General features: G+C 72.4%; 10 protein-coding genes. 3 read left to right on the forward strand and 7 right to left on the reverse strand.

Annotation, left to right across the window (positions count from 1 at the left end; genetic code table 11):
- The first annotated feature begins 520 nt into the window (after window positions 1-520).
- Window positions 521-1,546 (forward strand): tryptophan--tRNA ligase, encoded by a 1,026-nt coding sequence (gene trpS, locus ACZ7N4_RS27225; protein WP_471362597.1) that lies wholly within the window; start codon window positions 521-523, stop codon window positions 1,544-1,546.
- Between the two features lie 60 nt (window positions 1,547-1,606).
- On the opposite strand, the gene proC is transcribed toward trpS, so the two are convergent.
- The 3 genes from proC to ACZ7N4_RS27240 all read right to left on the reverse strand — a co-directional run bounded on the left by proC (window position 1,607) and on the right by ACZ7N4_RS27240 (window position 3,531).
- Entirely contained in the window at window positions 1,607-2,419 is an 813-nt protein-coding gene (gene proC / locus ACZ7N4_RS27230; protein WP_471362600.1) for a pyrroline-5-carboxylate reductase, read from the reverse strand.
- A gap of 100 nt (window positions 2,420-2,519) precedes the next feature.
- The gene (locus ACZ7N4_RS27235; protein WP_471362603.1) at window positions 2,520-3,062 is read right to left on the reverse strand and encodes an EamA/RhaT family transporter; all 543 of its coding nucleotides are present in this window, start codon (window positions 3,060-3,062) and stop codon (window positions 2,520-2,522) included.
- 151 nt (window positions 3,063-3,213) lie between these two features.
- Window positions 3,214-3,531: an SH3 domain-containing protein gene (locus tag ACZ7N4_RS27240; RefSeq protein ID WP_471362605.1), complete on the reverse strand. Its 318-nt coding sequence runs from the start codon at window positions 3,529-3,531 to the stop codon at window positions 3,214-3,216.
- 153 nt (window positions 3,532-3,684) lie between these two features.
- Here ACZ7N4_RS27240 and ACZ7N4_RS27245 point away from each other — a divergent pair, with 153 nt between their 5' ends.
- Window positions 3,685-5,829, forward strand: a complete 2,145-nt coding sequence (locus ACZ7N4_RS27245) for a serine/threonine-protein kinase (protein WP_471362608.1) — start codon at window positions 3,685-3,687, stop codon at window positions 5,827-5,829.
- 88 nt (window positions 5,830-5,917) lie between these two features.
- Here the strand turns inward: ACZ7N4_RS27245 and ilvD are convergent, their stop codons facing one another.
- The 4 genes from ilvD to ACZ7N4_RS27265 form a co-directional block, all read right to left on the reverse strand.
- Window positions 5,918-7,771 (reverse strand): dihydroxy-acid dehydratase, encoded by a 1,854-nt coding sequence (gene ilvD, locus ACZ7N4_RS27250; protein ID WP_471362611.1) that lies wholly within the window; start codon window positions 7,769-7,771, stop codon window positions 5,918-5,920.
- 95 nt (window positions 7,772-7,866) lie between these two features.
- Window positions 7,867-8,604 (reverse strand): TetR/AcrR family transcriptional regulator, encoded by a 738-nt coding sequence (locus ACZ7N4_RS27255; RefSeq protein ID WP_471362613.1) that lies wholly within the window; start codon window positions 8,602-8,604, stop codon window positions 7,867-7,869.
- Window positions 8,601-9,425, reverse strand: a complete 825-nt coding sequence (locus tag ACZ7N4_RS27260; RefSeq protein ID WP_471362616.1) for a sugar phosphate isomerase/epimerase family protein — start codon at window positions 9,423-9,425, stop codon at window positions 8,601-8,603. The genes ACZ7N4_RS27255 and ACZ7N4_RS27260 overlap by 4 nt, the downstream gene beginning before the upstream one ends.
- A 144-nt stretch (window positions 9,426-9,569) precedes the next feature.
- Window positions 9,570-10,502 carry a Ppx/GppA family phosphatase gene (locus ACZ7N4_RS27265; RefSeq protein ID WP_471362619.1) on the reverse strand — a complete coding sequence of 311 codons (933 nt, stop codon included), beginning with the start codon at window positions 10,500-10,502 and terminating at the stop codon, window positions 9,570-9,572.
- Between the two features lie 71 nt (window positions 10,503-10,573).
- Between ACZ7N4_RS27265 and ACZ7N4_RS27270 the strand changes: the two genes are divergently transcribed.
- On the forward strand, window positions 10,574-11,449 hold the full coding sequence (locus ACZ7N4_RS27270) for a DUF3109 family protein (protein ID WP_471362622.1): 876 nt from the start codon (window positions 10,574-10,576) through the stop codon (window positions 11,447-11,449).
- The last annotated feature ends 42 nt before the right edge of the window (window positions 11,450-11,491 follow it).

Here is an 11,491-nt window from a genome sequence, read left to right on the forward strand (position 1 = left end):
CCTTCGGTCTTGCGTTTCCGACTCTATCAGACCCTTTCGGCGTCCGATCCCCGGTCGGCGGGGTTTGTCTTCCCGGCTGTTGGGCCGTTCCGACGAGTGAGACTTTAGCGGATTCCTGGCTCCCGAGCTAATCGGGGGCCGGCGTCCTTTCGAACGTGGATTCCTCATTTCGCTAATACGCACGCCAAAGCATTCGACACCAGGGTGTCGATTCAGTGGGTGGTACTTGCGGAATGGCTGTCCGGGGACCGACCGGGGTCGGCGCTCACGTCGGACAACTCGGAGAACACTACGCACGGGCATGGGGTGTGTCAACTCAGCCCCACGAAGCACTCCGGAGGCGTACTGTGGAGGACGTGATGACGCGTACGTGCACCCAGCTCTGGTGGGCCGCCTGACGGCGGCCGGACTCACGTATGCACTCAACGGCCGCCGCTTCGGCGGCCGTTCTCGTACCTCCCTCCGGATCTGAGGGGGCCGGCCGCAGGGGCGGCGGTCCCAACCAGAAGGTGGAGTGGAGATGACTCGGGTCTTCAGCGGGATTCAGCCGACCGGGCACCTGACCCTCGGCAACTACCTCGGGGCCATGCGGCGCTGGGCCGAGACGGACCAGCACCGGGCGGACTCGCTGTTCTGTGTGGTGGACCTGCACGCGCTGACCGTGGACCACGACCCCGCGCGGGTGCGCAGGCTCAGCCGGCAGACGGCGACGCTGTTGCTAGCGGCCGGGCTCGACCCCGACGTGTGCACCGTGTTCCTGCAGAGCCATGTGGACGAGCACACCCGGCTGTCGTACCTGCTGGAATGCGTCGCGTCCGACGGGGAGATGCGGCGGATGATCCAGTACAAGGAGAAGGCCGCCAAGGAGCGGGAGCGCGGGGGGAGCGTGCGTCTGTCGCTGCTGACCTATCCGGTGCTGATGGCGGCGGACATCCTGGCGTACGGCGCGGACGAGGTTCCGGTCGGGGAGGACCAGGCGCAGCACGTGGAGCTGACCCGGGATCTGGCGGTGCGGTTCAACCAGCGGTACGGGCACACGTTCGTGGTGCCGAGGGCGACGCTGCCGCCGGTGGGGGCGCGGGTGATGAACCTGCAGGAGCCGACGCGGAAGATGGGGAAGTCGGACGACTCGGGGGCGGGGGTCGTCTACCTGCTGGACGAACCGGACGTGGTGCGGAAGAAGGTGCTGCGGGCGGTGACCGACAGCGGCCGTGAGGTCGTCTACGACCGGGAGGAGCGGCCGGGGGTCGCGAATCTGCTCGACGTCCTCGCCGCGTGCACGGGCGGGAACCCCGAGTCGCTGGCGGGCGTTTACGACTCGTACGGCTCTTTGAAGAAGGACACCGCGGAGGCGGTGGTGGAGGTGCTGCGGCCGTTGCAGGCCAGGCACCGGGAGCTGTGCGCCGATCCGGCGTATGTGGAGGGGGTGCTGCGGGATGGCGCGGAGAAGGCGCGGGCGGTGGCTCGGCCGACGGTCGATACGGCTTACCGGGCGATCGGGCTGCTGCCACCCGTGGCGGAGCCTTCGCTGAGCGCCGCGCGTTAGCCGGGCGGCGCTCGGCGGGGTCGGTCGGGCCGGTCCTCCTTGCCTCAGTCCTGCCTGGTGTCAGTCCTTCTTGCCGGAGGCGAGTTCGCGGCTGCGGTCGCGGGCGGCTTCGAGGGCGGCGATGAGGGCGGCCCGTACGCCGTGGTTCTCCAGTTCGCGGATGGCGTTGATCGTGGTGCCGGCGGGGGAGGTGACGTTCTCCCGGAGTTTGACGGGGTGTTCGCCGCTGTCGCGGAGCATCACGGCGGCGCCGATCGCGGACTGGACGATAAGGTCGTGGGCCTTGTCGCGGGGCAGGCCGAGCAGGATGCCGGCGTCGGTCATGGCCTCGACCAGGTAGAAGAAGTACGCGGGGCCGGAGCCGGAGAGCGCGGTGCAGGCGTCCTGCTGGCTCTCGGGGACGCGGAGGGTCTTGCCGACTCCGCCGAAGATCTCCTCGGCGTGCGCGAGGTGCTGCTCGGTGGCGTGGCTGCCGGCGGAGATGACCGACATGGCCTCGTCCACGAGGGCGGGCGTGTTGGTCATGACCCGGACGACGGGGGTGCCTGCGGCCAGGCGCTCCTCGAAGAAGGAGGTGGGAATGCCGGCGGCTCCGCTGATGACCAGTCGGCCGGCGGGGACGTGCGGGGCGAGTTCGTCCAGGAGGGTGCCCATGTCCTGCGGCTTGACCGTGAGGATCAGGGTGTCGGCGGTCTTGGCGGCCTCGGTGTTGCCGACCGGGGTGACTCCGTAGCGGCTGCGGAGTTCTTCGGCGCGTTCCGGGCGGCGGGCGGTGACCAGGAGGTCGGCGGGCGACCAGCCGGCCCGGATCATTCCGCTGAGCAGGGCTTCGCCGATCTTGCCGGTGCCGAGGACTGCGACTTTCTGGCTCATGCGGTTAAGTCTGGCACCGGCGTGTGGCGGGCGGGGCGGCTGTCCGGTGGGCGGAACGGGGCCGGGCGAGCGGACTTCGGTGGCGTGCGCGTGCGGCGTTCTACCGGCGGCGCTTCTTCTTCGACGGGTTGCCGGTGCGGCGGGTGGTGCGGCGGGCGTGGGCCTCGCGGGCCTTCTCGTACTCCTCGCGGTGGAGCTTCTCGCCCGGTGCCTCGGTGAGGGCGCGGAAGAAACAGGCGAGGAGGGAGCCGACGAAGCCGATGGCGAGGAGGCCGCGCAGGCCGGCCTGGCTCTGGGGGTCGTGGCGCTTGCCGAAACCCTCCCAGGTGTTGCGGAAGGCGAGCGCGCTGCAGATCGCGAACATCGCGACGACCAGGACGGTCACGAAGGACCCGGTCTCGGCGATCCGGATGCCCTCGTAGGCGAAGCGGAGCACCAGGCAGGAGGCGGCGGCAGCGGCCAGGGAGCCGGCGGCGACACCGGCGCGGCGGGCGGCGTAGCCCTGGTCGTGGTTCACCCAGGACGTGCCGAAGAAGCGCAGGGGCTCGGGGCGGGGGCCACCGGCCCGGGGTGCTCCGTCGTCCTCGGCCGCGTGGCCGACGGAGCCCGCCGAGGTGTCCGGGGTGCCGGTTTCGTCGCTCACGGGACGATTATCGCGCCGGGGGGCGGCGGGCCGGCGCGTGGGGCGGGTGCCGGGCCCCGGGGAGCTTGCGCCCCCGCGAGCACCGGACCGCCCCCGGGCCCGGTCCGCTCCCACCGGGGTGGGACGGGTCCGGCGTGGTCGTGGGGCCGGGTCAGCCGCAGCGAGGGGCGATGTAGCCGTCGCTTCCCGTGTGGACGTAGGCGTCCGAGACGTACTCGCCGCTGTCGATGAGGTCCCAGATGCCGGTCGTGCCGTAGGGGCCCGACACCGTCGTGCCCGGTGTCTGGCAGTAGATCGGCACCCGGACGCCCTCCGGCAGGACGCGCACCAGGTTGTACTGGGTGCCCGGGCCGCTGCGGACGTTCAGCCGGACGCCGGGGGCGACGGCGTAGGTGCGGACGGCTGCCGCCGCCTGTACCGCCGTGCCCTCGTCGGTGGGCCCGGCCTCCTGTGCGCGGTCGACTGACATGATCGTGCTCCTCCCCCGTGACGACACTGGAACTCGGCGCGAAACGCGTGCGCGCGACTCGCTCGCAGACGCTAGCAAGCCGCCTCTGTCTCGTACGAGTCATCGACTAGGCTCCGTGCGTCGCGCGCACGGACGAAGAGCACGGGGGGGTCCATGTCGCCACAGCGCAACACCGGAGCGGGCGCGGAAGCGGAACTTCCCGAGTACGCCGGTCACTATCGGCTGGAGTCCTGCCTGGGGTCCGGTGGCATGGGGGTCGTACACCTCGCCCGGAGCACGTCGGGGATGCGGCTCGCGGTGAAGGTGGTACACGCCGAGTTCGCGCGGGACCCCGAGTTCAGGGGCCGTTTCCGGCAGGAGGTGGCCGCGGCGCGCAGGGTCAGCGGTGCCTTCACGGCGTCCGTCGTGGACGCCGACCCGGAGGCCGGACGGCCCTGGATGGCGACCCTGTTCATCCCCGGTCCCACCCTCTCCGACCAGGTGAAGCGGAAGGGGCCTCTGCCGCCCGGGCAGTTGCGCCGGCTGATGGCCGGGCTCGCGGAGGCACTGCGGGACATCCACCGGGTCGGGGTCGTGCACCGGGACCTGAAACCCAGCAACGTGCTGCTCGCCGAGGACGGGCCGAAAGTCATCGACTTCGGCATCTCGCGGCCGAAGGACAGCGAACTGCGCACGGAGACGGGCAAGTTGATCGGCACACCGCCGTTCATGGCGCCGGAGCAGTTCCGCCGCCCGCGTGAGGTGGGTCCGGCGGCCGACATCTTCGCGCTCGGTTCGGTCATGGTGCACGCGGCCACCGGGCGTGGGCCGTTCGACTCCGACAGCCCGTACGTCGTCGCCTACCAGGTGGTCCACGACGAGCCGGACCTGACCGGCGTACCGGAGGGTCTGGCGCCGCTGGTGCGGCGGTGTCTCGCCAAGGAGCCCGGGGACCGGCCGACCCCGGACGAGCTGATGCGGGAGCTGCGCTCGGAGGCGGCGTCGTACGACACGCAGGCGTTCATACCGGCGCAGCGGACGAGTGCGGAGCGGTCCGCTGGGGGGTCCGCACCGGAAGCGGCACCCGTGTCGCCGTCGGAGCCGGTGGCGGGCTCCGTGTCCGCGGGGCGGCTCCGCCGTCGGCGGGCGGTGGCGCTGGGGGCGGGGGCGCTCGGGCTGGCACTGGTGGGCGCTGTGGCCGCGGTGTGGGTGTCCGGCGGAAACGATCAGTCTCCCGGGGGTGAGCGTGCGCCGGTGCTGACGGCGGCTTCCGGCGGTACGTGGTCGGCGCGGCCGGCGGTCGGCGGCGAGGGCATGCCGCAGTGCGCGTACGGCGCCGGGAAGCTGCTCTGTGCGCGGCCCGGGGTCGTCTTCGCACTCTCGCCGGACGGCGGCGAACTGCTGTGGCGGCGCTCGGTCGACACCCGGTCCACGAGCGCGCCGCCGGCCGTCTCCGGTGGTCTGGTGCAGCCGTACACGGACGGCGGCTCACGGCTCGCGGGGCTCGATCCGGCCACGGGCGGGCAGGTGTGGCAGCGCCGGCTGCCCTCGGGGACGACGGTGCGGTACGCCGGCGGTACGGCGCTGCTCGTGGGTGCCGACGGGACGGTCACCGGGGTGGACGGCGCGACCGGCGGCACGCGCTGGCACGGGACGGTGCCCGGTCGGGGGGTGCCTTCCTTCGCCGCGTTGCCGAAGGACGCGTCCACCGGCGACGCGTCGGCGTACGCGACCCGTACGTCCGCCGACGGGGCGAGCACCCAGGTGACCGCCGTGGACCCGGAGACCGGGCGGGTGCGGTGGGACGTCCGGCTGCGCGGCTGGCTCAAGCCGTTCGCCGCACAGGGCGGGTCGGTGTTCTTCCTGGGCGTGGACGACGCGTACGGCGCGAAGGAGGTCGTCCGCTACACGCCCGCGACCGGTGCGACCCGGCGCGTGGCGCTGCCCGCCGTGCTCGACGGCGCGCACGCGACCGTACGCGGGAACGTGGTGTACGTGCTGGCCACCGGGGGCTCACTGGACGCCGTGGACCTGGGGTCGGGCCGGCGCCTGTGGCACCTGGAGTCGTCGGTGAGCCGTGGTTCGCAGCCGGTGGTGGTGGACGGGCGGGTGTTCTTCACCGCGAGCGACGGGCGGCTGCTGGCCGTGGACGCCGGGAAGGGCCGGCTCGTCGGGCAGACGCGGGCGCGCCTCGGCGCGAACTCCGCGCGGGTCGTGAGTACACCGCCGGCTCCGGTGCCGGTCGGCGACCGGGTCCTCGCCGCCGCGCCCGACGGGACGGTGTTCGCCGTGGACGGCCGGAGACCGTCGGCGTGGTGACGCCGTCGCGGACAGGGCGGAGGGGCCGCCCCCGTCACAAGGCGACCCCTCCCACGATCCCTCGGCCCGCTCGGGGCGTGCCGGTCCGTCAGCCCAGGCGGGACACGTCGCGCACCGCGCCCCTGTCCGCGCTCGTCGCCATCGCCGCGTAGGCGCGGAGGGCGGCGGAGACCTTGCGGTCGCGGTTCTTCGGGGCGTAGACGCCGTTCAACGCCTGTCGGCGGCGGGCCAGTTCGGTCTCGTCGACCAGCAGCTCGATCGTACGGCCCGGGATGTCGATGCGGATGCGGTCGCCGTCCTGGACCAGGGCGATCGTGCCGCCGGAGGCCGCCTCGGGGGAGGCGTGGCCGATGGAGAGACCGGAGGTGCCGCCGGAGAAGCGGCCGTCGGTGATCAGGGCGCAGGTCTTGCCGAGGCCCCGGCCCTTCAGGTACGAGGTCGGGTACAGCATCTCCTGCATGCCGGGGCCGCCCTTCGGGCCCTCGTAGCGGATGACGACGACGTCGCCGTCCTTGACCTCCTGGGTGAGGATCCGCTGGACGGCCTCTTCCTGGGACTCGCAGACCACGGCCGGGCCTTCGAAGGTCCAGATCGACTCGTCCACGCCGGCCGTCTTGACCACGCAGCCGTCGACGGCGAGGTTGCCGCGCAGGACCGCGAGGCCGCCGTCCTTGGAGTAGGCGTGCTCGGCGGAGCGGATGCAGCCGTTCTCCGCGTCCTCGTCCAGGGCCTCCCAGCGCTCGGACTGGGAGAAGGCCTCGGCGGAGCGGACGCAGCCGGGGGCCGCGTGCCACAGCTCGACGGCCTCGGGGGACGGGGAGCCGCCGCGGACGTCCCAGGTCTTCAGCCAGTCGGAGAGGGAGGGGCTGTGGACGGCGTGCACGTCCTCGTTGAGCAGGCCGGCTCGGTGCAGTTCGCCGAGGAGGGCGGGGATGCCGCCGGCGCGGTGCACGTCCTCCATGTAGTACGTGCGGTCCTTGGCGACGTTCGGGGCTACCTTCGCCAGGCAGGGCACGCGGCGCGAGACGGCGTCGATCTGGTCCAGCCCGAACGGGACGCCCGCCTCCTGGGCGGCGGCCAGCAGGTGCAGGATCGTGTTGGTGGAGCCGCCCATCGCGATGTCCAGGGCCATGGCGTTCTCGAAGGCCTGGAAGGTGGCGATGTTGCGGGGCAGGACGGTGTCGTCGTCCTGCTCGTAGTAGCGGCGGGTGAGGTCCATGACCGTGCGGGCCGCGTTCTCGTACAGGGCGCGGCGGGCGGTGTGGGTGGCGAGGACCGAGCCGTTGCCGGGCAGGGAGAGGCCGATGGCCTCGGTCAGGCAGTTCATCGAGTTGGCGGTGAACATGCCGGAACAGCTGCCGCAGGTCGGGCAGGCGTTCTCCTCGATGCGGAGGATGTCCTCGTCGGAGATCTTGTCGTTGACGGCGTCGGAGATCGCGTCGACCAGGTCGAGGGTGCGGACCGTGCCGTCCACGAGGGTGGCGCGGCCGGACTCCATGGGGCCGCCGGAGACGAACACCGTGGGGATGTTCAGCCGCAGGGCGGCCATCAGCATGCCCGGGGTGATCTTGTCGCAGTTGGAGATGCAGACCAGGGCGTCGGCGCAGTGGGCCTCGACCATGTACTCGACCGAGTCCGCGATCAGGTCGCGGGAGGGCAGGGAGTACAGCATGCCGCCGTGGCCCATGGCGATGCCGTCGTCGACGGCGATCGTGTTGAACTCGCGCGGGATGCCGCCCGCCTCCCTGATCGCCTCGCTGACGATCCGGCCGACCGGCTGCAGGTGCGTGTGGCCCGGCACGAACTCGGTGAAGGAGTTGGCGACCGCGATGATCGGCTTCCGGCCGATGTCCGCACCGGGTACACCGGAGGCGCGCATAAGGGCGCGGGCGCCCGCCATGTTGCGGCCGTGGGTGACTGTGCGGGACCTCAGCTCGGGCATCGTCGCTCGCTCCTTCAGACGGGTCTGACTGATGTCGAGCGTACGCCGGTCATCCAGGTGGCGGGACACGGTGTCCGAATTGCGGGACGCTCGTTTCACGGAGCCGTCAGGTGGCCCTGGACGACGGGTGCGACGCGGGCGATGATCTGCTCCAGGTCCGCCGAGGCCAGCGGCTCCAGTCTGATCACGTAGCGCATCATCGCCGTGCCCACGATCTGGGCGGCCGCCAGCTCGGCGCGCAGCTCGGCGTCCGGCAGGTCGAGCCGGGCGGCGACCCGGCGCAGCAGCTGGGCGGCGACCAGGCGGCGGAAGACGGCGGCGGCGGTCTCGTTGTTCACTGCGGAGCGGAGGATCGCCAGGAGGGGCGCACGGGTCGTGGGGTTGTCCCAGACCCCGAGGACGAAGCGGGTCAGCCGCTCCCCCACGCCCTCCACCGGGCCGTCGGCCACCGCGTGCGGGGCGTTCAGCGCGGGTGCGAAGGCGACCTCGACGGCCGCCTCGAAGACCTGCTCCTTGGTGCCGAAGTAGTGGTGGACCAGCGCGGAGTCCACGCCGGCCGCCTTGGCGATGCCGCGTACGGACGTCTTCTCGTAGCCGCGCGCGGAGAACTCCTCGCGGGCGGCGGCGAGGATACGGTCCCGGGTGCGGGCGGACTCGGTACGCGGGGGGCGGCCACGGCGGCGGCCCCGGGGGGCGGGCGCGGAGTCGGTGGCGTCTCCTGCCGGGGGCCCGGGCGTCGAGTCGGTGCCGTCCCCCGCGGGTGGCCCGGGAGCGGGGTCGTCCGTCGCCGGGGGCGGGGTGTCGTCCGGCGCCGGGGGCGGGGTGCCGGTCATCGGCGGGGGGCCCGTACGGCCGCCGCGGTCAGGTGCTTGCGCGTGAATTCGAGGGCGTCGGCGAGGTCGGCCTCGCGCTCGGCTCCGGACATCGCCCGCCGTGTGTTGACCTCGATCACGACGTGGCCGTCGAAGCCGGTGCGCACCAGACGCTCCAGCAGCTCGGCGCAGGGCTGGGTGCCGCGGCCGGGGACCAGGTGCTCGTCCTTGGCCGAGCCGCGGCCGTCGGCGAGGTGGACGTGCCCGAGCCGGTCCCCCATGCGGTCGACCATGTCCAGGGCGTCGGTACGGGCCGTCGCCGTGTGGCTGAGATCGATCGTGAAGTGCCGGTAGTCGTCGTGGGTGACGTCCCAGTCGGGTGCGTAGGCGAGCATCTCGCGGTCGCGGTAGCGCCAGGGGTACATGTTCTCGACGGCGAACCGTACGTCCGTCTCGTCGGCCATCCGCCATATCCCGTCGACGAAATCGCGGGCGTACTGGCGCTGCCAGCGGAACGGCGGGTGCACGACGACGGTGGAGGCGCCCAGCTTCTCCGCCGCCGCCCGGGCCCGCTGGAGCTTCACCCAGGGGTCGGTGGACCAGACCCGCTGGGTGATCAGCAGGCAGGGGGCGTGGACGGCCAGGATCGGGACGCCGTGGTAGTCCGACAGGCGGCGCAGTGCCTCGACGTCCTGGCTGACCGGGTCGGTCCACACCATGACCTCGACCCCGTCGTACCCGAGGCGCCCGGCGATCTCGAAGGCCGTCGCCGTCGACTCCGGGTAGACGGAGGCGGTCGACAGAGCGATGCGCACGTCCGTTGGTTCAGCCACGTCCGTCACCTTACGGCGTTGGGTGGTGCCGGTGTTGGGTGCCTATGCGCCGTTGTGAGGTACGCCATGTGCGCGGCCGCGGACGCGTGGTCGCCTCCCGCGCCCCGGCGGCGGAGCGGCGTATCGGCACAGCCGCCGCGCTCCTTCGGGGCGCTATGCGGAACCCATGTGGTCCAGGCGCCGGAGGATCACGCCCTCCCTCAGGGCCCAGGGGCAGATCTCCAGGCTCTCCACGGCGAACAGGTCCATCGCGCCCTCGGCGACCAGGGCGCCCGCGAGGAGCTGGCCGGCCCTGCCGTCGGACACCCCGGGGAGTTCGGCGCGCTGGTCGATCGTCATGCCGGCCAGCCTCGGGACCCAGGCCTCCAGGGACTCGCGCTTGAGTTCGCGCTGGACATAGAGGCCCTCGGCGCTGCGGGCGGCGCCGGCGATGCGGGCGAGCTGCTTGAAGGTCTTGGAGGTGGCGACCACGTGGTCGGGGGCGCCGAAGCGGCTGAACTCGCCGACCGTGCGGGCGATCTCCGTGCGGACGTGCCGGCGCAGGGCGCGGACGTCCTCCGGGGCGGGCGGGTCGCCGGGCAGCCAGCCGGCGGTGAGGCGGCCGGCGCCGAGCGGGAGGGAGACGGCCGCGTCCGGTTCCTCGTCGATGCCGAAGGCGATTTCCAGGGAGCCGCCGCCGATGTCCAGGACCAGCAGCTTTCCGGCGGACCAGCCGAACCAGCGGCGCACGGCGAGGAAGGTGAGCCGGGCCTCCTCCGCGCCGGTGAGCACCTGGAGCCGTACGCCGGTCTCGTCGGCCACGCGCGCGAGGACCTCGTCGGCGTTGGTGGCCTCGCGGACGGCGGAGGTCGCGAACGGCAGCAGGTCCTCGACGCCCTTGTCCTCGGCGGCCTGGAGGGCGTCCCGTACGACGGCGATCAGCTTGTCGATGCCTTCGTCGCCGATGGCACCGCTGTCGTCGAGGAGCTGGGCGAGCCGGAGGTCGGCCTTGTGCGAATGCGCGGGCAGCGGGCGCGCGCCGGGGTGGGCGTCCACCACCAGCAGATGCACCGTGTTCGAACCCACGTCCAGGACACCGAGTCTCATACACGGAACGCTACTGCCAGAAGGTCCGTGCTCGGTCCCCGGAGCGGCCCCGGGCCACTTACCCTGGACGGGTGCCAAAGACGAAAAAGGCGAAGGTCGACAAGACGGACAAGACCGACGGAACCGTCAAGACGGGCAAGGCGAACAAGGTCGGCAAAGTGCGTGAGGCCGGCACGATCTCCAGGGAGGCGGAGATGAGCGACGAGAAGGGGCTCGACTTCGCCCGTGCCTGGGTGGAGTTCCCGGATCCGGCGGACGACGAGCAGGTGTTCCGCTGCGATCTGACATGGCTGACCTCTCGCTGGAACTGCATCTTCGGCAGTGGCTGCCAGGGCATCGAGGCGGGCCGGGCGGACGACGGGTGCTGCACACTGGGGGCGCACTTCTCGGACGAGGACGACGAGAAGCGGGTCGCCGAGCACGTGGCGCGGCTCACGCCGGACGTCTGGCAGCACCATGCGGAGGGCACGCGGAACGGGTGGATCTCGGAGGACGACGAGGGCTCCCGGCAGACCCGGCCCTTCCAGGGCTCGTGCATCTTCCAGAACCGGCCCGGGTTCGCGGGCGGCGCGGGCTGCTCGCTGCACATCCTGGCGCTGCGGGAGGGGCGGGAGCCGCTGGAGACCAAGCCGGACGTGTGCTGGCAGCTGCCGATCCGGCGGACGTACGACTGGATCGACCGCCCCGACGACACGCGCGTCCTCCAGGTGTCCATCGGCGAGTACGACCGCAGGGGCTGGGGTCCCGGCGGCCACGACCTGCACTGGTGGTGCACCTCGGCGACGTCGGCGCACGGCGCGGGTGAGCCGGTGTACGTGTCCTACCGGGCCGAGCTGACGGAGCTGATGGGCAAGGCGGGCTACGACCGTCTGGTCGAGCTGTGCGAACAGCGCCTGGCGTCCCGGCTCCCCCTCCTGGCCCCCCACCCCGCCGACCCGGCTCCCTGACCCCGCTTCACCGGCCCGCACCGCTTCACCGGCCCGCACCGC

The organism is Streptomyces sp. NPDC107654 (genome assembly GCF_055639035.1).

Excerpts from the sequence above, each read along its gene's own strand:
- trpS (WP_471362597.1), top strand. The coding sequence starts at position 521 with ATGACTCGGGTCTTCAGCGGGATTCAGCCGACCGGGCACCTGACCCTC.
- proC (WP_471362600.1), bottom strand. The coding sequence starts at position 2,419 with ATGAGCCAGAAAGTCGCAGTCCTCGGCACCGGCAAGATCGGCGAAGCC.
- ACZ7N4_RS27240 (WP_471362605.1), bottom strand. The coding sequence starts at position 3,531 with ATGTCAGTCGACCGCGCACAGGAGGCCGGGCCCACCGACGAGGGCACG.
- ACZ7N4_RS27245 (WP_471362608.1), top strand. The coding sequence starts at position 3,685 with ATGTCGCCACAGCGCAACACCGGAGCGGGCGCGGAAGCGGAACTTCCC.
- ilvD (WP_471362611.1), bottom strand. The coding sequence starts at position 7,771 with ATGCCCGAGCTGAGGTCCCGCACAGTCACCCACGGCCGCAACATGGCG.
- ACZ7N4_RS27255 (WP_471362613.1), bottom strand. The coding sequence starts at position 8,604 with ATGACCGGCACCCCGCCCCCGGCGCCGGACGACACCCCGCCCCCGGCG.
- ACZ7N4_RS27265 (WP_471362619.1), bottom strand. The coding sequence starts at position 10,502 with ATGAGACTCGGTGTCCTGGACGTGGGTTCGAACACGGTGCATCTGCTG.